Origin of the sequence: Serratia myotis (assembly GCF_027474885.1) — a bacterium.
Lineage (GTDB): Bacteria > Pseudomonadota > Gammaproteobacteria > Enterobacterales > Enterobacteriaceae > Serratia > Serratia proteamaculans.
The window spans coordinates 4950729-4969487 of record NZ_CP099707.1; the positions used below are offsets into that span (position 1 = coordinate 4950729).

The window sequence follows — 18759 nt, forward strand, 5'->3', positions numbered from 1 at the left end:
TGAATATCTTCGCTGATAAGACCAGTATTTAGCTGCGAATTGCTACGATATCGTTATAATGCCCGACCTTGTTCCTGTTCTCAGGGTGAATTTCCCCCTTAACAGGTGACAAATCGGTGACATCGGGTTATTTTCTACGATGATGGTTTTATTGCCGGAGATACCAGCACAATGGCGGATAAGTTTCACATTTTGCTTCTGAACGGCCCCAATCTGAATCTGCTGGGGACGCGTGAACCGGAGAAATACGGTAGCACGACGCTAACAGAGATTGTTAACGGATTGGAAAACCAGGCATCCGCACTGGATATTACCCTGAGCCATCTGCAGTCTAACGCCGAACATGCGCTCATTGACCGCATACACCAGGCGCGCGGCAATACAGATTTTATTCTGATCAACCCTGCCGCGTTCACGCATACCAGCGTGGCGCTGCGAGATGCATTGCTGGCGGTGCAGATCCCGTTTATCGAGATCCACCTGTCCAACGTGCATGCCCGCGAGCCTTTCCGCCATCACTCCTACCTTTCCGATATTGCGGTGGGTGTGATTTGCGGCCTCGGCGCAGATGGCTACACATTTGCTTTACAGGCAGCGGTTAACCGTCTGTCGAAAACCCACTAATTGCTACGCAAAAAGAGTACGGAATCACACTCATGGATATTCGTAAAATCAAGAAACTGATCGAACTGGTTGAAGAATCAGGCATTTCTGAACTGGAAATCTCTGAAGGCGAAGAGTCGGTTCGCATCAGCCGTGCCGCACCGGTACAGTCTTACCCAATGATGCCGCAGGCATACGCAATGCCGGCACAGCCGCAGCCAGCTCTGGCTACCGCCGTGGCTGCCGCGCCAGCTGAAGCCCCTGCAGCACCAGCGGCCATGAGTGGCCACATCGTCCGTTCCCCAATGGTTGGCACTTTTTACCGCACACCAAGCCCGGATGCGAAATCCTTCATCGAAGTTGGCCAGAAAGTGAATGCCGGCGACACGCTGTGCATCGTTGAAGCCATGAAAATGATGAACCAGATCGAAGCGGATAAATCCGGCGTGGTGAAAGCCATCCTGGTAGAGAACGGCCAACCGGTAGAATTTGACGAGCCACTGGTCGTCATCGAATAACGAGGCGAACATGCTTGATAAAATTGTTATCGCCAACCGTGGCGAGATCGCGCTTCGTATCCTGCGTGCTTGTAAAGAGCTGGGCATCAAAACCGTTGCCGTGCACTCCACAGCCGATCGCGATCTGAAACACGTACTGCTGGCTGACGAGACTGTGTGTATCGGTCCTGCGCCATCGGTAAAAAGCTATCTGAATATCCCGGCTATCATCTCTGCGGCGGAAATCACCGGCGCAGTGGCGATCCACCCGGGCTACGGCTTCTTGTCTGAGAACGCTGACTTCGCCGAGCAGATCGAACGCTCCGGCTTTATCTTCATTGGCCCGAAAGCCGAAACCATCCGCCTGATGGGCGACAAGGTTTCTGCCATCAACGCCATGAAGAAAGCCGGCGTGCCTTGCGTACCTGGTTCCGACGGCCCGCTGACCGATGACATGGATAAAAACCGGGCCTTCGCCAAGCGCATCGGTTACCCGGTGATCATCAAGGCATCTGGCGGCGGCGGCGGCCGTGGCATGCGCGTTGTGCGCAGCGACAAAGACCTCGAGCAATCCATTTCCATGACAAAAGCGGAAGCCAAAGCGGCTTTCAACAATGACATGGTTTACATGGAAAAATACCTGGAAAACCCACGCCATATCGAAATTCAGATTTTGGCCGACGGTCAGGGTAACGCCATCTATCTGGCTGAACGTGACTGCTCCATGCAGCGCCGCCACCAGAAAGTGGTTGAAGAGGCACCAGCACCAGGCATCACCAGCGAAATGCGCCGTTACATCGGCGAGCGCTGCTCGAAAGCCTGTGTTGAGATCGGTTACCGCGGTGCGGGAACTTTCGAGTTCCTGTACGAAAACGGCGAGTTCTATTTCATCGAAATGAACACCCGTATTCAGGTTGAACACCCGGTTACCGAAATGATCACCGGCGTGGATCTGATCAAAGAGCAGCTGCGTATCGCTGCCGGTCAACCGCTGTCGATCAAACAGGATGAAGTGAAGGTTCACGGCCACGCGGTGGAATGCCGTATCAACGCCGAAGACCCGAACACCTTCCTGCCAAGCCCAGGCAAGATCACCCGTTTCCATGCGCCAGGCGGTTTCGGCGTGCGTTGGGAATCTCATATTTACGCCGGTTATACCGTACCGCCGTACTATGATTCCATGATCGGCAAACTGATCACTTACGGTGAAAACCGTGACGTGGCAATTGCCCGCATGAAGAACGCCCTGGCTGAACTGATCATCGATGGCATCAAAACCAACGTTGAACTGCAGCAGCGGATCATGAGCGACGAAAACTTCCAGCACGGTGGCACCAACATCCACTATCTGGAGAAGAAGCTCGGTCTGCAGGAAACCTAAGGCAGGCTATTCGCATCGCCTGACAGAAGGCCGGTTAATCACCGGCCTTTTTCTTTTGTAACGGCTTGGCAAAAGCCGGCCTTGCCGTAGAATTCCTTACCTTTGGCAAAACCATCACCGTAAACCTATGGGGAACACTGATGGAAACACGCTTTATTCAAGCCCACCGCGAAGCACGATGGGCGCTCGGTCTGACGCTGCTGTATCTGCTGGCCTGGTCACTGGCAGCCTACCTGCCGGACAGTGGATCCGGTATTACCGGCCTGCCGCACTGGTTCGAAATGGCCTGTTTGCTGGTCCCGCTATTGTTTATCGGCCTGTGCTGGCTGATGGTACGCGGCGTATTCCGTGATATTTCGCTGGAGGACGGCGATGCAAACTGAAGTCATTTTGCCGCTGGTTGGCTATCTGGTGCTGGTGTTTGGCTTGTCGGTCTACGCGTACAGCCGTCGTCAAACCGGCAACTTCCTCAGCGAATATTTCCTTGGCAGCCGCTCGATGGGCGGCTTCGTGCTGGCCATGACGCTGACCGCCACCTATATCAGTGCCAGTTCGTTTATCGGTGGCCCCGGTGCCGCCTATAAATACGGCCTGGGTTGGGTGCTATTGGCGATGATCCAACTGCCGGCGGTGTGGTTGTCGCTCGGTGTACTGGGCAAAAAATTCGCTATTCTGGCGCGCCGCTACAACGCCATCACCCTGAACGACATGCTGTACGGCCGTTACCAAAGCCGTCTGTTGGTCTGGCTGGCGAGTCTTAGCCTGCTGGTGGCGTTCCTGGGGGCCATGACGGTGCAGTTTATCGGCGGCGCACGCCTGCTGGAAACCGCCGCCGGTATCCCTTACGACACCGGTCTGCTGATCTTTGGCATCAGCATTGCGCTGTATACCGCCTTTGGCGGCTTTCGTGCCAGCGTGCTGAACGACGCCATGCAGGGTCTGGTAATGTTGATCGGCACCGTGCTGTTACTGGTTGCGGTGATCCACGCCGCCGGCGGTCTGCATAGCGCAGTGGACAAACTCCAGCAGATTGACCCGGCACTGGTGTCACCGCAGGGCGGTGAACAGATCCTCAGCCTGCCGTTTATGGCATCGTTTTGGATCCTGGTGTGCTTTGGCGTGATTGGCCTGCCGCATACGGCGGTGCGCTGCATCTCCTACAAAGACAGCAAGGCGGTACATCGCGGCATCATCCTCGGCACCATGGTGGTGGCGGTGCTGATGTTCGGCATGCATTTGGCCGGCGCGCTGGGTCGTGCGGTACTGCCGGATCTGAAGATCCCCGATCAGGTGATCCCAACGCTGATGATCACCGTGCTGCCGCCATATGCCGCCGGTATCTTCCTGGCTGCGCCGATGGCGGCAATCATGTCGACCATTAATGCCCAATTGCTGCAATCATCCGCCACTATTATTAAAGATCTCTACCTTGGCGTACGGCCGCAGCAAATGCAGAACGAACGCCTGATCAAACGCTTCTCCAGCCTGACCACGCTAATCCTTGGCTTATTGGTGCTGCTGGCGGCCTGGCGACCACCGGAAATGATCATCTGGCTGAATCTGCTGGCGTTCGGCGGCCTGGAAGCGGTGTTCCTGTGGCCACTGGTGCTGGGCCTGTACTGGGAACGCGCCAACGCGCAGGGAGCACTTAGCTCAATGGTGACGGGTGCGGTATGCTATACGCTATTGGCCAGCTTCAAGCTGCAGTTGGCGGGGTTGCACCCTATCGTGCCTTCACTGCTGTTTGGCCTGTTGGCATTTTATATCGGTAACGTCGTAGGCGAAAAACGTCGGGCGGCGTCATCATTACCCTCTTAAAAGAGAATTGCTATGCCTTGGATCCAACTCAAACTGAACACCACCGGCAGCCAGGCAGAAGACCTGAGCGACGCACTGGTTGAAAGCGGCGCGGTCTCGGTGACCTTTCAGGACACCCACGACAATCCGGTGTTCGAACCGCTGCCAGGTGAAACCCTACTGTGGGGCGATACCGATGTGATCGGCCTGTACGACGCCGAAACCGATATGGCTGAAGTGGTGGCCATGCTGGAACAGCATCCGCTGCTGGGCGCCGGTTTCCGCCACAAGATCGAACAGCTGGAAGATAAAGACTGGGAACGTGAGTGGATGGATAACTTCCACCCGATGCGCTTCGGCGAGCGTCTGTGGATCTGCCCAAGCTGGCGTGACGTGCCCGACCCAACCGCGGTCAACGTGATGCTCGACCCGGGCCTGGCGTTTGGTACCGGCACCCACCCAACGACGGCGCTGTGCCTGCAGTGGCTGGACGGCCTCGATCTGGCCGGTAAAACCATTATCGACTTCGGCTGCGGTTCCGGCATCCTGGCAATTGCCGCACTGAAACTCGGTGCAGCGCGCGCTATCGGCATCGATATCGATCCCCAGGCCATTCAGGCCAGCCGCGACAACGCGCAGCGTAACGGCGTTTCAGAGCGTCTGGAGCTGTATCTGCCAAAAGACCAACCGGCCGATCTGCTGGCCGACGTGGTGGTCGCCAACATCCTGGCTGGCCCATTACGTGAGCTGGCACCGCTGATCGGTTGCCTGCCGAAGTCCGGCGGCTATCTGGGCCTGTCCGGCGTACTGGCGACCCAGGCCGCGAGCGTGGCGCAAGCCTATGAGGATAAATTCACGCTCGATCCGGTCGCAGAACGCGAAGAATGGTGCCGTATTACCGGTCAACGTAACTAATTCCCTTTTTGCTTTGATAAAAACCACCGATAACTTAACAGGTTACGGTGGTTTTTTTTCGCCCCAAGATTTCACTGATTTATCCTGACAAAAAGCGAGCGTATTCTGCTGCAGGCGCGATCACCGCCGGTTTTTTTAGTCGCTGGCCGCCACAGAAGATTAACGTTGTTTAAATAAGGATTGGCAATGAAAGGGAAAATATTAGTCGCCGTTTTAATGGTCTCCTGCTTTTCGGCGGGTGCGGCAGAGCAAGCGCATTGGGGCTATGAAGGTCAGGAAGATCCGGCACACTGGGGCAAACTTTCCCCGGACTTTTCGCTGTGCGAAACCGGTAAAAACCAGTCACCGGTGAATATTAAGGGCGCGCTGAAAACCCAACACGACAAACTGAAACTCGCTTTCCAACCAGGCAAGCAACAGATCGTCAATAACGGCCATACCCTGCAGGTTAACGTTAGCGGCGGCAATACTTTAGTTCTGGATAACGACACTTTCACGCTGCAGCAATTTCACTTCCACGCCCCCAGCGAAAACGAAATTGATGGCAAGCAGTTCCCGCTGGAGGCGCACTTTGTCTATAAAGACCAGCAAGGTGAGTTGGCGGTGCTGGCTTTGATGTTCCAGCAAGGCAAAACCAATTCGCAACTGGCGCGGGCCTGGCAGCAGATACCGACAGCCGTCGGTCAGACTGCAGTACTGACTACACCGCTGGATATCAAAGTCCTGCTGCCAAAAAGGTTTAACTTCTATCGGTTCAGCGGTTCGTTGACCACTCCCCCCTGTTCTGAAGGCGTAAGCTGGATGGTACTGGATAAGCCCGTCAGCGCGTCAGCTGAGCAGATCGCCCAATTCCGCACCGCAGTACAGCATGCGAACAATCGCCCGCTACAGCCGCTGAATGGCCGCGTTATCATCGACTAAGGCTATAGGGAAGACTTCACCGCCGGTGTCATGGCCGGTGGTGAACCAGACCGCTTTACACCAAAACCCTCACCACGCAGCTTCAACGTAATTGTGCCTATTCTCAACGGAATACCCTGATAAATGCCCTGAAATACTGTCAATATCCAGCTGAATCGAGACTCATTACAGATAAAATTCTGTTGTGTGGGGAATATTTTATTGCACGCAAATTAACCATATTTCGTCAACTCATTGTTAAATATATATAATATTTTTATAGATCCTGACGAGGTGCATTTTTATTGCCAAATAGCGCCTGATTGGTCAAAGTTTGGCCTTTCATCTCAACGCAAAAATGCGTAATATACGCGCCCTTGCGGACACAGTATGGTTACTCTTTGTCTATGCGCATTGGACACCACCAGCTTACAAATTGCTTGATTGCGGCCCCGATGGCCGGCATTACAGATCGCCCATTTAGAGCCCTATGTCATGCAATGGGTGCTGGGATGGCTGTATCCGAAATGCTCTCCTCCAATCCGGAGGTGTGGCGGACGGATAAGTCGCGTCTGCGTATGGTCCATAGTGATGAACCAGGGATCCGTTCCGTGCAGATTGCCGGATGTGATCCAGATGATATGGCCGCTGCGGCGCGTATTAACGTGGCCAGTGGCGCACAAATCATCGACATCAATATGGGTTGCCCGGCCAAGAAAGTGAACCGGAAGCTTGCAGGGTCTGCATTGTTGCAGTACCCGGATCTGGTTAAACAGATCCTCCACGCGGTAGTTAACGCTGTGGATGTGCCGGTAACACTTAAGATTCGCACCGGCTGGGAACCAGAACACCGTAACTGTGTAGAGATTGCCCAACTGGCCGAAGACTGTGGTATACAGGCCCTGACGATTCATGGCCGAACCCGTGCCTGCCTGTTCAACGGCAACGCGGAGTACGACAGCATTCGGGCAGTTAAGCAGAGTGTTTCCATTCCGATTATCGCGAATGGCGACATTACTGACCCGCATAAAGCCAGAGCAGTGCTCGACTACACTGGGGCTGATGCCCTGATGATAGGCCGCGCTGCTCAGGGGAGACCCTGGATCTTCCGGGAAATCCAGCATTATCTGGACACTGGGGAACTGCTGCCCCCTCCGCCGCTTGGCGAGGTTAAGCGTTTGTTGATAGGGCATATTCGGGAATTGCACGGCTTTTACGGCCAAGGCAAGGGATTCCGGATTGCTCGTAAGCACGTATCCTGGTATCTCCAGGAGCACGCCCCGAATGACCAGTTTCGGCGCACATTCAACGCCATAGAGGATGCCAGCGAACAGCTGGAGGCGTTGGAGGCATATTTCGAAAATCTTGCGTAACAAAAAAGAGCTGACAGAACTATGTTCGAACAACGCGTAAATTCTGACGTACTGACCGTTTCTACCGTGAACTCACAGGACCAAGTGACTCAAAAGCCTCTGCGTGACTCGGTGAAACAAGCACTGAAGAACTATTTTGCTCAACTGAACGGTCAAGACGTTAACGATCTGTATGAGCTGGTATTGGCTGAAGTTGAACAGCCACTGTTGGACATGGTGATGCAATACACCCGTGGCAACCAGACCCGTGCCGCCCTGATGATGGGCATCAACCGTGGTACGCTGCGTAAGAAATTGAAAAAATACGGCATGAACTGATACTAGTCAGTTTGCATGTTGAAAAGGCGCAACCTCGCAAGAGGCGGCGCCTTTTTCTTATTGGGCCTTCTGCCAAAGTGATGTCAATGCGAATGAGAATATTCGCATGCCACGCCTCCTTATCAGGCCGTATTCTGTGTTACAATATACATTCCTGGAGCCGCCTTCGCGGGCCTACAGCATCCCTCCGAAGCCTGATAGCAGCGCGAACCGCCCTTCGAGTGTAAAGATTTAGTCAATTATGGAATCTGGCTAAACGATAGTGATGTCTGGGTGTCTGAGTGGTCGTACCGCAATTGAGGGGATCCTTGTGCGTTACAGGTTGCTGCCCCTAATTAATGCATAAATGAGTTCATATGAAGCGTCCGCAAAAATTCAAAATGGCACTGCTGCATCCGCGCTACTGGCTTACCTGGTTCGGCCTGGCCTTCCTGTTCTTACTGGTTCAACTCCCCTACCCGGTGCTGCACAAGCTCGGTATGTGGATGGGCCGCACCTCGATGCGATTCCTGAAGCGCCGGGTTTCCATTACTCGCCGTAACCTGGAACTGTGCTTCCCGGACATGGACGTGGCGCAGCGCGAACGCAAAGTGATAGGCAACTTCGAATCCCTCGGCATGGGCCTGCTGGAAACCGGTATGGCCTGGTTCTGGTCAGATAAACGCGTCAAACGCTGGTTCAACGTTTCTGGTATCAATAATCTGAAAGCAGCCCAGCAGAATCAACGCGGCGTGCTAGTGATTGGCGTGCACTTTATGTCGCTGGAATTGGGCGGCCGTGCCATGGGCCTGTGTCAGCCGATGATGGCGATGTACCGCCCGCACAACAATAAAGCAATGGAATGGGCACAAACCAAAGGCCGTATGCGTTCCAACAAGGCCATGCTCGATCGCAAAGACCTGCGCGGCATGGTTCAGGCTCTTAAACGCGGTGAAGCCGTGTGGTTCGCTCCGGACCAAGACTACGGCCCACGTGGCAGCGTATTTGCTCCGCTGTTCGCCGTCGATCAGGCCGCTACCACCAGCGGGACCTATATGCTGGCACGCCTGGCCAAACCTGCGCTGGTGCCGGTGGTGCTGATCCGTCGCGAGAAAGGCCGTGGTTATGATCTGCTGATCCAACCGGCACTGGAAAATTACCCGATCAGCGACGAGATCGCTGCCGCGGCTTACATGAATAAAGTGGTTGAGAAAGAGATCATGCGCGCGCCAGAGCAGTATATGTGGCTGCATCGTCGCTTCAAAACCCGGCCGGCCGGCGCCCCGTCGCTGTACTGAGCCAAGCCCCAAACCGAGCCCGGCCAACGCCGGGCTTTTTTGTGCGCCGCATTTAGAAAACTACAGATTGGCGTTCGGCTTTACTGTAATCTCCTTTTTTACCCGCGCAGGAAAAGGAAATGATGAAAACTCAAGTTCGCATTGCTCTGGTCGGTGACTACAAACCCGAGGCCGTTTCTCACCAGGCCATCCCTATTGCTCTCCAGCTTACCGCCACACACCTTAACGTCGATATCCAATCTCACTGGCTGCCCACAGCAACCATTACTGCCCCCTCGGTACTGCAAGGCTATGATGCGATCTGGGTGGTACCCGGCAGCCCGTATAATCATGACGACGGTGTCTTTATGGCGATCCGCCATGCCCGTGAGCAGAACGTCCCCTTCCTCGGCTCCTGCGGTGGCTTCCAGTATGCGATTGTGGAATACGCCCGTAACGTCATGGGCTGGCATGATGCCGGACATGCTGAAACCGACAGCGGTGGCCGGTTGGTGATTGCTCCGCTGAGTTGTTCGCTGGTCGAAAAAAGCGGTGCCATTCTTTTCCAACCGAATACGCTGGCAGCCCGAGCCTACGGCAAGCTGGAAACGCATGAAGGCTACCACTGTAACTTCGGCGTTAACCCGGAGTTTGTCGCCGATCTACACCAGCATCCGCTGATTATCAGCGGCCATGACAGCGAAGGTGACGTGCGGTCAGTCGAATTGCCGGGGCACCGTTTTTACGCTGCCACGCTGTTCCAGTCCGAACGTGCGGCATTACGTAACGAGCTTTCCCCGTTGGTGGTGGAACTGATCAAGACCGCTGCAACGGCCTGACAAAGCGGATAATGAGGGCCATGTCGATATGGCCCTCCATCGGCAATACAACCGCAGGCTTACCACATCAGTTGCCCTATCAGCGGGGCGGCAATCACCGTGATAATCCCTGCCAACATCATCACCAGGCTGGAGACAACCCCTTCTTCCTGGCCCATCTCATAAGCTTTTGCGGTACCGGCACCGTGCGACGATGCCCCGAGCCCGGCACCTTTCGCCAGACTGCTGCGCACCGCCAACCGCAGGAACAACATGTCCCCCACCGCCATGCCGAACACCCCGGTGATCACCACGAACAGCGCCACCAGATCCGCCTGCCCACCCATCTGTTTGGCGGCTTCCAGTGCAAACGGCGTGGTGATGGATCGCACCGCCAGACTGCGTTGCACCTCTTCCGGCAGCGTCAGCAGGCGTGCCAGCCATACTGAGCTGTAAACCGCCACCAGCACCGCCGTCAACACCCCGGCGCTAAGCGACAGCCAATGGCGGCGAATGATATGCAGATTCTCGTACACCGGCACCGCGAAGGCGATAGTCGCCGGCCCCAACAGCCACAGCAACCAGTGCGTTTCACCAATGTAATCCTGATACGAAATATGGGTGACCACCAGCAACAGCACCAGGATCATCGGGGTCAGCACCAGTGGCATCAGCAGTAAGGTACGGCGGCGGCGGTAGAGTTTTTTATTGGCGAAGTACAGCGCCAGCGTCACCAGAAAGCAGACGATGCCAAGGGTAAAATCATTCATCGCGCTGTTTTCGCCGCTGCAGCCAGACTTCCAGTCGATACACTCGATCGACCACCAAACCCGTCGCGCCCAACGTCAGCGTGGTACTGACGGCAATCACCAGGAAAATCTTCCAGCCTTCTACCATCAGCAACTGGGCATAGTTAACCACCGCCACCACCGCCGGGACGAAGAACAGCAGCATCTCGGCCAGCAGCCAGCGTGAACCGGCCCTGACCCAGTTCAACGGCAGAATACGCAGCAAGATCAGCGCCAACAGCATTAACATGCCGATAATATTGGCGGGCAGCGGCAGATGAAACTGTTGCACCAGTCGATCGGCAATCAAAAATAACACCGCGTATAAGACAACCTGGATCGGCACCTGCAAGCGGGCCAGCAGAGAGGGAGCAGCATGGCGTAACGCCAGTAACATGAAAGATGACCTTAAACAAAAATTCACGGTTTACAGTATACGCAGCCAGGAAACCTCCCATGAAATGAATTAAAATTATCAACATCATGCCATCAGGGAATAATTTCCCGAGGGTATTGTCCCTGAGGAGAACCCAACGTGGATGTCCGCACTTTGCGCTACTTTGTCGAAGTAGTGCGGCAACAAAGCTTTACCCGCGCGGCCGAAAAATTGTTCGTCACCCAGCCGACCATCAGCAAGATGCTGCGTCATCTGGAAGAAGAACTGGAGTGCACGCTACTGATCCGCGAAGGGCGCAAGCTGCACCTGACCGACAGCGGCCAGGCGGTGTACCAGCGCGGTCTGGCGATTATCGATGAGTTCCGCCAGCTGGAGGCAGAGCTGGAAGACATCAGTTCGGTAAAAAAAGGCGTGCTGCGGCTGGGTATCCCGCCGATGGTTGGCCGGCAGATTGCCGATTTGATCCGTCAGTTCCGCCAGACCTATCCCGGCATCGAGCTGAAAATCTCAGAGCTGGGCGGGCTGTCGGTTGAGCAGGCGGTGATGTCCGGTGAACTGGATCTGGCAATGACCATTCTGCCGGTCGATTCCGATCAGCCGTTGACCTTCCTGCCATTACTCGCTCACCCAATGTGCGTGGTCACACCGCGCACATCCCACTGGTTGAACCGCACCAGCATCAATATCAATGAATTGGCCAACTGGCCGATCCTGCTTTATAACGAAGACTTTGCGCTCTACAAGATGCTGATGAAAGCCTTCCGTCAGGCCGGTTTTGAGCCACAGATAGCAGTGCGCAGCGGGCAATGGGATTTTCTGGCATCGATGGTGCAGGCAGGGGTCGGTATCGCCACCCTGCCGGAGCCGGTCTGCCAGTGGCTGGATAAGGAAAACCTGCTCTGGCTGCCGCTGGAGCCACGTATGGAATGGAAAGTCGGGTTGATCTGGCGCCAGGGCAGTTACCTGTCGCACAGCGCCCAGGCCTGGATAGCCTGCTGTCGCGACTACTGGCCGCCGGTGAAATGAACGGGGCCGCATCTGCGGCCCCGTGGGTATTAGCCTTCGCGCTCTATCAACAGCGCTTCCAGCAGATCGAGATCGTGCAACAGTTTTTGCAGCGTCTCATTGCTGATTTTCTGCGTGGCGCGCAGGTGATACAACTCACCACGTTCGGCACGCAGTGCCGTCAGGCGGAAGCGCCGCTCGAGGTTTTCCAGCATCAGCGCATTCTCGATATCGTCTTTGGTGGTGATACGCCGCCGTAGCGCCCCCACCACCCGCGAACTGATCTCTTTCAGCACCTGCGGATCGATATTCTCCTCGGTATCGACAGCCAGGCGTTCTTCCATTTTGTTGATACTTTCGATCGCCACCTCAGCCGCCATGGCAATCGCCATCCGCTCTTCACTCTTGCTGACGCTCTTGTCTGCCACCTGCACGCCGCGCAACAACAGCGGCAGCGCCATGACACCGGCAATCAGCGAAAGCAGGATCACCCCGGCGGCGATAAACACCAGCTGATAGCGCGCCGGGAAGGCGCTACCGTCACTCAGCAGCAGCGGAATAGACAGCACACCGGCCAGCGTAATCGCCCCACGCACCCCGGCGAACGACGCCACCCACAGTTCACGCGTGGTGAAATCACCAAACTGCAACGGCCGTTTTTTCATAAAGCGGCGGCTGGCGTTTTTCATCAGCCACAGCCAGGTGAAACGTAATATCAATAACGCGCCGTAGATAATGGCGACATCGGCAAACAGGTACCAGGTCTGAATGGTCGGATCCAATTCCGCCTGCAGGATGGAAGTTTCCAGGATCCCCGGCAGTTGCAGACCCAACATGATGAATACCATGCCGTTGAATACAAATTCCAGCATCGCCCAGACGCTGTTCGCACGCAGACGCATCGCCAGTGGTGCGTTGCGGATCACGCCGGACTGGCTGATGGTCATCCCCGCAGCGACCGCGGCCAGGATACCGGAGACGCCAATGTGTTCGGCAATCAGGTAAGAGGCAAACGGCAATAACAGCAGGAACACGATTTGTGTCGCCGGGTCGTCACCACTCCAGCGGCTCATTACGCGCAACGACTTACTGTAGAGCCAGGTGACCGCCACGCCAGCCAGCAGGCCACCGATCGCCACCTTAAGAAACTCGAGGGTCGCGCCACCCACGGTAAACACCATGGTGCCCATCGCCACCGCAATGGCAAATTTGAGTGAAACCAGGCCGGACGCGTCGTTCATCAGCGCCTCGCCCTCCAGCACGCCCATGATCGGCTTCGGAATGCGCCCTTTACCGACGATACCGGACAGCGCCACGGCATCGGTGGGCGACAGTACCGCCGCCAGCGCAAACGCCGCGACCAGCGGTATCCCGGGCACCATGGCGTAAATCAGGTAACCCACGCCGACCACGGTAATCAGCACCAGCACCAGCGCCAGGCCAAGGATTTCACGGCCGTGGTGCAGGAATTCGCGGGTTGGGGTTTTCCAGCCATCGGCAAACAGCAACGGCGGGATAAACAGCACCAGGAACAGTTCGGGATCAAAATCGACGTGCAGCCCGAAATGTGGCCAGGCCAGCAGCGCCCCGATACCGATTTGCATTAACGGCAGCGGTACCTGGAACGGCAACATACGCGTCACCACCCCAGACAGGGAGACCACCAAAATTAAAATGAGGATTGTAAAAAAGATTTCCATGCTTTCCTTAGACTCTAGGGTTCAAACCACAACAGCACATAGCCGGAGTATGCCCCCGATAGTAGATCACTTTTTTTACAGCGGTTAAAGCTTGTTGTGCCATTCAAAATGCAGTATCGGCAGAAGGAGACTTATCTGAAGCAGAAATGGGGATAAAACATCCCCCGCCGAAGCGACGGGGGAAACGACAAGCCGATTAGATTGCCCAACCGCCGGCATAGAACGCCACCAGGGCTACGGCGATCAGCACGGTGCCGATATTCAACCGACGCCATTCACCGGAGAAGATACGGCCAATCACCAGTGAGCTAAAGCCCAGCATGATGCCGGTGACGATATTACAGGTCAGGACGATAAACACCGCGCACAGCAGGCCGGACATCGCATCAACAAAGTCGTTGAAGTCCAGCTTGGTGACGTTGCTCAGCATCAGCAGGCCCACATACATCAGCGCCGGTGCGGTCGCGTAAATCGGCACCAGATAAGATAACGGCGACAGAAACAGGATCACCAGGAACAACAGACCAACCACGGTCGCGGTCAGGCCGGTTTTACCGCCCGCAGCCGTCCCTGCGGCAGATTCGATATACACCGCCGCCGGGGCGGCGCCCACCAGGCCGGAGAAAATGCTGCTCAGGGAGTCCGAAGTCAGCGCTTTGCCGCCGTTGATGATCTGCCCGTCTTTATCCAGCAGGTTGGCCTGACCGGCCACTGCACGGATGGTGCCGGTGGCGTCAAATACTGCCGTCATCACCAGCGCCAGCACGCTCGGCAATACTACCGGCTGCAATGCCCCCATAATATCCAGGCTGAAGATCAGCGAATGGCCGTTGGCATCCGCCAGGCTTGGCATGGCAAACAGACCCTGATATTTCACCGCTGGGTCAAACACCAGGCCAATTACCGAAATGGCGATAATCACCAACAGGATACCGCCCGGCACGCGCAGTTTCTCCAGACCAAAAATCACCGCCAGCCCGAGCAGCGTCATCACCACCGGGAATGAGGTGAAGGCACCCAGCGCCACCGGCAGGCCATCCAGTGGGTTCTTCACCACCAGGCCCACGCCGTTTGCGGCGATCAACAACAGGAACAGGCCGATACCAATGCCGGTACCGTGCGCCACGCCCATCGGCAGATTACGCAGGATCCAGGCGCGGATGCCGGTTATCGAGATAATGGTAAACAGCACGCCCATCAGGAATACCGCGCCCAACGCCACCGGAATGCTGATGTGTTGGCCCAGCACCAGGCTAAAGGCGGTGAAAGCCGTCAGTGAAATCGCACAGCCGATGGCCATCGGCAAATTCGCCCATAATCCCATCAGCAGCGAGCCCAGACCGGCGACCAGACAGGTGGCAACAAACACCGCCGTTGGCGGGAAACCGGCCTTGCCCAGCATGCTCGGCACCACAATCACCGAGTAAACCATCGCCAGGAAGGTGGTTAACCCTGCCACCACTTCCTGACGTACGCTGCTGCCACGCGCAGAAATATTAAAATAGCCATCAAGCCCGCCTTTTGGTTTAACGGCGTTATTCGCTTGAGAATTCGACATGTTGCTGTCCCCTGTGTTTCATTGCCAGCCCGTTTCAAAGGCTTGTTATTCCGCTCACGCCTGTTTTGTAGGGTATCGTTTGCTTTCCGGTACTTTACTCACGTCGCCAACTGGCAGCGCTCACAAAGGCAAACGATTAACTCTCAATGCGTGATGCGGGTGATTTGCGGTGGTTTATTCAAGGCAAACGATTATCCAGCCTTATATACCCTCTGATCAACCAAAGATCGCGGCAATTTATGCAGAAAAGTATTGGGATCCATCATTATCGAAAAGACGGTATTTGTCACATAGGTAAATCTGATGGGAAAGCCCCCCGAACGGAGGGCAAAAGGGTTACTGAGCCTGTGCGGCCTTTTCATCCATGTACATCAGTTCCCAGATATGACCGTCCAAATCCTGGAAACCGTGGCCGTACATAAAGCCGTAATCTTGTGGCTGGTTATAGGTGTTGCCCCCGGCGGCGATCGCCTTGCGCACCAGAGCGTCCACCGCGGCCCGATCGGGCTGCGACAGGCACAGCAAAACCTCGGTCGCCTTCCTGGCGTCGCCAATCGGATTCGGGGTGAACATTTTGAATTTTTCGTGGGTCAGCAGCATCACATAGATACTGTCGCTGACCACCATGCAGGCGGCGGTGTCATCGGTAAACTGTGGGTTGAAGCTAAAGCCCAACTGGGTGAAAAACACCACCGATGCGGGCAGATCGCCCACCGGCAGGTTAACAAAAATTTGCGTAGCCATGGGCTACCTCCGATGAAGGTTGACCTCATCGAGTATAGCCCATTCCCTCAGCTCAGCAGGTCATAAGGCCCACCCTGCTCAAGCGCCCGCTGGTAGGCCGGGCGTGTATGAATGCGCTGCAGATAACCGCGCAGCTTAGGGCAACCGTCCAATGCACCGCGTGCCGCCATTGCTTCCAGTGGGAAACTCATCTGGATATCCGCCGCGCTGAACTCGTTGCCGACAAACCAGGTACTTTTGTTCAGGTGCTGTTCCAGATAGTCGCAATGCGGCGCGATCTGCTTATCCAGATACTCCCGCTGTACCCCTTTGCCAATGGCCCCCGCCACCGGCCGCAACAACCAGGGGATCGGCGGTTGCCCCAGCCGGCTAAAGACCAGTTTCATCACCAGCAGCGGCATTAGCGAACCTTCGGCATAATGCAGCCAATATCGGAACTGCTGACGGGCGTGGTAGTCCGTCGGCATAAACTGCCCCTGTGCATCATAGGCTTCCTGCAGGTATTCAATAATGGCACCGGACTCCGCCAGCGTCAGATCGCCATCGACGATTACCGGCGACTTCCCCAGCGGATGGATCTTCTTCAACTCCGGGGGTGCCAGCATGGTTTGCGGATCGCGCTGGTAGCGCTGCACCTGATAGGGCACATCCAACTCTTCCAAAAACCACAGGATGCGTTGCGAACGTGAGTTATTCAGATGGTGAACAGTGATCATAAGGTGGCTCCTATCCGCTGCCACACCAGTTCGCCGATCTGCACGCCGTTGCCAAGCTGTAGCGGTACAGTGCGAAGCTGGAGGCGATCGCCGGTGAAATGATAAAAACGCACCTGTCGGCTACCGATCCAATTGGGGAACGAGCTGCCTTCAACCTGGTGCACTATCCGCTGGTCGCTCTCATCCACCTGATAGCGACCAAAATAACAAATCATATTGATAAAAGCGGCGTGGGTTTCCTGCCCGGTGCCCTGCGCCAGATCGTCGGCGGCAAAGCGTGGCCGGGTGGCGCTGTAGAGCTGCGCCGCCATGGTGCCATTGGGCTCGTAGTTAATGCGACCCAACACCTGCTCGCCCAGCGGGTGATTGACCTTGCCGTCTTCCCCTTTGAACACAGAAGATACCAATGACCAGCTACCGATAAACACGTTGACTGACATGCCATTTGCTCCTTTAAGGATATTACTGCCCTAAAGGGTAGTGGCGAATTTTGCCGCACGCCAGCGGGAATAACTGCGCTCAAAAATAAGTCAATTTATTTGATGGAGATTATCAAAACTCTCCGATTTTCTATTCAATCGCTTCAGCCTATTATCTATCACATCGAGAGGGAACAACCTCTCACCTAAAAAATACCCTGAGGATTGAATCATGAAAAACATCAAAATTTTTGCTACTGCTCTGCTGCTGACTACCGCCTCTTTCGCCAGCGTTGCTGCCGATCAGCCGACTAACCAACCTGCGGCTAATGCCCAGAAAATCGGTGTGGTGTCCGTTAGCGGCGCTTCTAACCTGAGCGCACTGGAAACTGAACTGGCCAACAAAGCCGCAGCATCAGGCGCCAACTCTTACCGTATCATCTCCGCCGGTGGCCAGAACAAACTGTACGGCACCGCAGAAATCTTCAACTGATCGTCAGACAGTCAACTGACGGAAGAATGAAGCCCCGAAAGGGGCTTTTCTCGTTTCTAACGCGCGTCAAAGCGTGTCGCCAGCTTTTGCAGACGGAATTGTTCGGTGATGTAATCGACAAATACCCGGGTTTTGGTCGGCAGGAATTTGGTGGTGGGGAAGTACAGGCGCACGCTACCGCGATCGACATACCAGCCAGGCAAGACTCGCACCAGGCGACCACTCTCCAGATAAGGCAAGGCGTTCGGCATGCTGATCAGAGCAATGCCCAGCCCCATTTCGGCAGCCCGTGCCGCCGCTTCCGGCTCATTGACCGTCATTTTTATCGTCATGGTCGGCGCGCGCTGCTCGTTATCCGCATTGCGCAGCGGCAGATTACGGATGCGCCCGGTTTGCGGTGAGCGAATAAAAATACCCGCATGACTCGCCAACTGTTCCGGCTGCTGAAGCGGCGAATGTTGTTGCAGATACGCCGTCGAAGCCACCAGCACGCCGTGTGCCGGTGCCAGTTCGCGGGCGATCATCCCCTGCGCCAGCTCGATGCCGCCGCCGATTGCCGCGTCAAAATGCTCACCAATCAGATCGACCTGACGATTATCAAAATGCCAGTCTGGAACAATCGCCGGATAATGGGCCAGGAAGTCCGGCAGCATCGGCAAGACAAAATGCAGGCCGAAAGCGGTGCCCATGCTGACCTTCAGTGTACCCGCCGCGACCCCACCGCTACTGCTCAGGCCTTTCAAAGCGCACTGGATCGACAGCAATCCCCCGCTGACTTCCTGCAAAAAACGTTCACCCTCTTCGGTCAGGGTCAATTTGCGCGTATTGCGCTGGAATAGCCGCACCCCCACCAACGACTCAAGTTTGGTGACGTTCTTCCCCACCGCCGCAGAACTGATCCCCAGCTTGCGACCGGCGGCAGAAAAACTGCCACTCTCTGCGCTACTGACAAAGCACTCCAGATGTCCGAGCATGATTTATCCCGTCGATTTCAAACCATTGGTTTAAGCTGATTATAGCTCTTTGTGGCTAGTTCCCAATCCGCGTTTCTCCGATACTGGACCGGTAGCTTTATTAACCT

21 protein-coding genes are annotated in these 18759 nt (G+C 55.6%); 13 read left to right on the forward strand and 8 right to left on the reverse strand.

Annotation, left to right across the window (positions count from 1 at the left end):
- Positions 1 to 171 precede the first annotated feature (171 nt).
- The 11 genes from aroQ to NHG65_RS23320 all read left to right on the forward strand — a co-directional run bounded on the left by aroQ (position 172) and on the right by NHG65_RS23320 (position 9879).
- Entirely contained in the window at positions 172 to 624 is a 453-nt protein-coding gene (aroQ, locus tag NHG65_RS23270) for a type II 3-dehydroquinate dehydratase (protein ID WP_020832079.1), read from the forward strand.
- 32 nt (positions 625 to 656) lie between these two features.
- Positions 657 to 1121: an acetyl-CoA carboxylase biotin carboxyl carrier protein gene (gene accB / locus NHG65_RS23275; protein WP_112347144.1), complete on the forward strand. Its 465-nt coding sequence runs from the start codon at positions 657 to 659 to the stop codon at positions 1119 to 1121.
- A 10-nt stretch (positions 1122 to 1131) separates the two neighbouring features.
- Complete coding sequence (gene accC / locus NHG65_RS23280) at positions 1132 to 2481, forward strand: acetyl-CoA carboxylase biotin carboxylase subunit (protein WP_012147113.1); 1350 nt, start codon at positions 1132 to 1134, stop codon at positions 2479 to 2481.
- Between the two features lie 140 nt (positions 2482 to 2621).
- The gene (locus NHG65_RS23285; RefSeq protein WP_099065504.1) at positions 2622 to 2864 is read left to right on the forward strand and encodes a YhdT family protein; all 243 of its coding nucleotides are present in this window, start codon (positions 2622 to 2624) and stop codon (positions 2862 to 2864) included.
- Positions 2854 to 4299, forward strand: coding sequence for a sodium/pantothenate symporter (gene panF / locus NHG65_RS23290; protein WP_499182727.1), 1446 nt, complete (start codon positions 2854 to 2856; stop codon positions 4297 to 4299). The genes NHG65_RS23285 and panF overlap by 11 nt, the downstream gene beginning before the upstream one ends.
- A gap of 12 nt (positions 4300 to 4311) precedes the next feature.
- Positions 4312 to 5193, forward strand: a complete 882-nt coding sequence (gene prmA, locus NHG65_RS23295) for a 50S ribosomal protein L11 methyltransferase (protein ID WP_099065502.1) — start codon at positions 4312 to 4314, stop codon at positions 5191 to 5193.
- Positions 5194 to 5379: 186 nt separating this feature from the next.
- The gene (locus tag NHG65_RS23300; RefSeq protein WP_261428148.1) at positions 5380 to 6114 is read left to right on the forward strand and encodes a carbonic anhydrase; all 735 of its coding nucleotides are present in this window, start codon (positions 5380 to 5382) and stop codon (positions 6112 to 6114) included.
- 386 nt (positions 6115 to 6500) lie between these two features.
- On the forward strand, positions 6501 to 7466 hold the full coding sequence (dusB, locus tag NHG65_RS23305) for a tRNA dihydrouridine synthase DusB (RefSeq protein WP_037410551.1): 966 nt from the start codon (positions 6501 to 6503) through the stop codon (positions 7464 to 7466).
- Positions 7467 to 7487: 21 nt separating this feature from the next.
- Positions 7488 to 7784: a DNA-binding transcriptional regulator Fis gene (fis, locus tag NHG65_RS23310; RefSeq protein WP_000462905.1), complete on the forward strand. Its 297-nt coding sequence runs from the start codon at positions 7488 to 7490 to the stop codon at positions 7782 to 7784.
- 356 nt (positions 7785 to 8140) lie between these two features.
- Entirely contained in the window at positions 8141 to 9061 is a 921-nt protein-coding gene (gene lpxP / locus NHG65_RS23315; protein WP_207977303.1) for a kdo(2)-lipid IV(A) palmitoleoyltransferase, read from the forward strand.
- Between the two features lie 119 nt (positions 9062 to 9180).
- Positions 9181 to 9879 carry a CTP synthase C-terminal region-related (seleno)protein gene (locus NHG65_RS23320; RefSeq protein ID WP_499182728.1) on the forward strand — a complete coding sequence of 233 codons (699 nt, stop codon included), beginning with the start codon at positions 9181 to 9183 and terminating at the stop codon, positions 9877 to 9879.
- Positions 9880 to 9938: 59 nt separating this feature from the next.
- On the opposite strand, the gene NHG65_RS23325 is transcribed toward NHG65_RS23320, so the two are convergent.
- Both NHG65_RS23325 and NHG65_RS23330 read right to left on the reverse strand, forming a co-directional pair.
- Positions 9939 to 10628, reverse strand: coding sequence for an LrgB family protein (locus NHG65_RS23325; protein WP_099063568.1), 690 nt, complete (start codon positions 10626 to 10628; stop codon positions 9939 to 9941).
- Positions 10621 to 11043: a CidA/LrgA family protein gene (locus tag NHG65_RS23330; RefSeq protein ID WP_099063569.1), complete on the reverse strand. Its 423-nt coding sequence runs from the start codon at positions 11041 to 11043 to the stop codon at positions 10621 to 10623. Before NHG65_RS23330 ends, NHG65_RS23325 begins: the two co-directional genes overlap by 8 nt.
- 138 nt (positions 11044 to 11181) lie before the next feature.
- Here NHG65_RS23330 and NHG65_RS23335 point away from each other — a divergent pair, with 138 nt between their 5' ends.
- The gene (locus tag NHG65_RS23335) at positions 11182 to 12069 is read left to right on the forward strand and encodes a LysR family transcriptional regulator (RefSeq protein ID WP_099063570.1); all 888 of its coding nucleotides are present in this window, start codon (positions 11182 to 11184) and stop codon (positions 12067 to 12069) included.
- Between the two features lie 29 nt (positions 12070 to 12098).
- Here the strand turns inward: NHG65_RS23335 and NHG65_RS23340 are convergent, their stop codons facing one another.
- The 5 genes from NHG65_RS23340 to NHG65_RS23360 all read right to left on the reverse strand — a co-directional run bounded on the left by NHG65_RS23340 (position 12099) and on the right by NHG65_RS23360 (position 17206).
- Positions 12099 to 13748: a Na+/H+ antiporter gene (locus NHG65_RS23340; protein ID WP_099063571.1), complete on the reverse strand. Its 1650-nt coding sequence runs from the start codon at positions 13746 to 13748 to the stop codon at positions 12099 to 12101.
- Positions 13749 to 13944: 196 nt separating this feature from the next.
- Complete coding sequence (locus NHG65_RS23345) at positions 13945 to 15306, reverse strand: NCS2 family permease (RefSeq protein WP_219017089.1); 1362 nt, start codon at positions 15304 to 15306, stop codon at positions 13945 to 13947.
- Positions 15307 to 15642: 336 nt separating this feature from the next.
- The gene (locus NHG65_RS23350) at positions 15643 to 16050 is read right to left on the reverse strand and encodes a VOC family protein (RefSeq protein ID WP_499182729.1); all 408 of its coding nucleotides are present in this window, start codon (positions 16048 to 16050) and stop codon (positions 15643 to 15645) included.
- A gap of 47 nt (positions 16051 to 16097) precedes the next feature.
- On the reverse strand, positions 16098 to 16766 hold the full coding sequence (locus NHG65_RS23355; RefSeq protein ID WP_219017090.1) for a glutathione S-transferase family protein: 669 nt from the start codon (positions 16764 to 16766) through the stop codon (positions 16098 to 16100).
- On the reverse strand, positions 16763 to 17206 hold the full coding sequence (locus NHG65_RS23360) for a lipocalin-like domain-containing protein (RefSeq protein ID WP_283603946.1): 444 nt from the start codon (positions 17204 to 17206) through the stop codon (positions 16763 to 16765). Before NHG65_RS23360 ends, NHG65_RS23355 begins: the two co-directional genes overlap by 4 nt.
- Positions 17207 to 17417: 211 nt before the next feature.
- On the opposite strand from NHG65_RS23360, the gene bhsA reads away from it, so the two are divergent.
- Entirely contained in the window at positions 17418 to 17678 is a 261-nt protein-coding gene (bhsA, locus tag NHG65_RS23365) for a multiple stress resistance protein BhsA (protein WP_099063576.1), read from the forward strand.
- 56 nt (positions 17679 to 17734) lie between these two features.
- Here the strand turns inward: bhsA and NHG65_RS23370 are convergent, their stop codons facing one another.
- Positions 17735 to 18652: a LysR family transcriptional regulator gene (locus NHG65_RS23370; RefSeq protein ID WP_207977294.1), complete on the reverse strand. Its 918-nt coding sequence runs from the start codon at positions 18650 to 18652 to the stop codon at positions 17735 to 17737.
- Between the last annotated feature and the right edge of the window lie 107 nt (positions 18653 to 18759).

Coding starts and splice junctions, on each gene's coding strand:
- aroQ (WP_020832079.1), top strand. CDS start 172: ATGGCGGATAAGTTTCACATTTTGCTTCTGAACGGCCCCAATCTGAAT.
- accB (WP_112347144.1), top strand. CDS start 657: ATGGATATTCGTAAAATCAAGAAACTGATCGAACTGGTTGAAGAATCA.
- accC (WP_012147113.1), top strand. CDS start 1,132: ATGCTTGATAAAATTGTTATCGCCAACCGTGGCGAGATCGCGCTTCGT.
- NHG65_RS23285 (WP_099065504.1), top strand. CDS start 2,622: ATGGAAACACGCTTTATTCAAGCCCACCGCGAAGCACGATGGGCGCTC.
- panF (WP_499182727.1), top strand. CDS start 2,854: ATGCAAACTGAAGTCATTTTGCCGCTGGTTGGCTATCTGGTGCTGGTG.
- prmA (WP_099065502.1), top strand. CDS start 4,312: ATGCCTTGGATCCAACTCAAACTGAACACCACCGGCAGCCAGGCAGAA.
- NHG65_RS23300 (WP_261428148.1), top strand. CDS start 5,380: ATGAAAGGGAAAATATTAGTCGCCGTTTTAATGGTCTCCTGCTTTTCG.
- dusB (WP_037410551.1), top strand. CDS start 6,501: ATGCGCATTGGACACCACCAGCTTACAAATTGCTTGATTGCGGCCCCG.
- fis (WP_000462905.1), top strand. CDS start 7,488: ATGTTCGAACAACGCGTAAATTCTGACGTACTGACCGTTTCTACCGTG.
- lpxP (WP_207977303.1), top strand. CDS start 8,141: ATGAAGCGTCCGCAAAAATTCAAAATGGCACTGCTGCATCCGCGCTAC.
- NHG65_RS23320 (WP_499182728.1), top strand. CDS start 9,181: ATGATGAAAACTCAAGTTCGCATTGCTCTGGTCGGTGACTACAAACCC.
- NHG65_RS23325 (WP_099063568.1), bottom strand. CDS start 10,628: ATGAATGATTTTACCCTTGGCATCGTCTGCTTTCTGGTGACGCTGGCG.
- NHG65_RS23330 (WP_099063569.1), bottom strand. CDS start 11,043: ATGTTACTGGCGTTACGCCATGCTGCTCCCTCTCTGCTGGCCCGCTTG.
- NHG65_RS23340 (WP_099063571.1), bottom strand. CDS start 13,748: ATGGAAATCTTTTTTACAATCCTCATTTTAATTTTGGTGGTCTCCCTG.
- NHG65_RS23345 (WP_219017089.1), bottom strand. CDS start 15,306: ATGTCGAATTCTCAAGCGAATAACGCCGTTAAACCAAAAGGCGGGCTT.
- NHG65_RS23350 (WP_499182729.1), bottom strand. CDS start 16,050: ATGGCTACGCAAATTTTTGTTAACCTGCCGGTGGGCGATCTGCCCGCA.
- NHG65_RS23355 (WP_219017090.1), bottom strand. CDS start 16,766: ATGATCACTGTTCACCATCTGAATAACTCACGTTCGCAACGCATCCTG.
- NHG65_RS23360 (WP_283603946.1), bottom strand. CDS start 17,206: ATGTCAGTCAACGTGTTTATCGGTAGCTGGTCATTGGTATCTTCTGTG.
- bhsA (WP_099063576.1), top strand. CDS start 17,418: ATGAAAAACATCAAAATTTTTGCTACTGCTCTGCTGCTGACTACCGCC.
- NHG65_RS23370 (WP_207977294.1), bottom strand. CDS start 18,652: ATGCTCGGACATCTGGAGTGCTTTGTCAGTAGCGCAGAGAGTGGCAGT.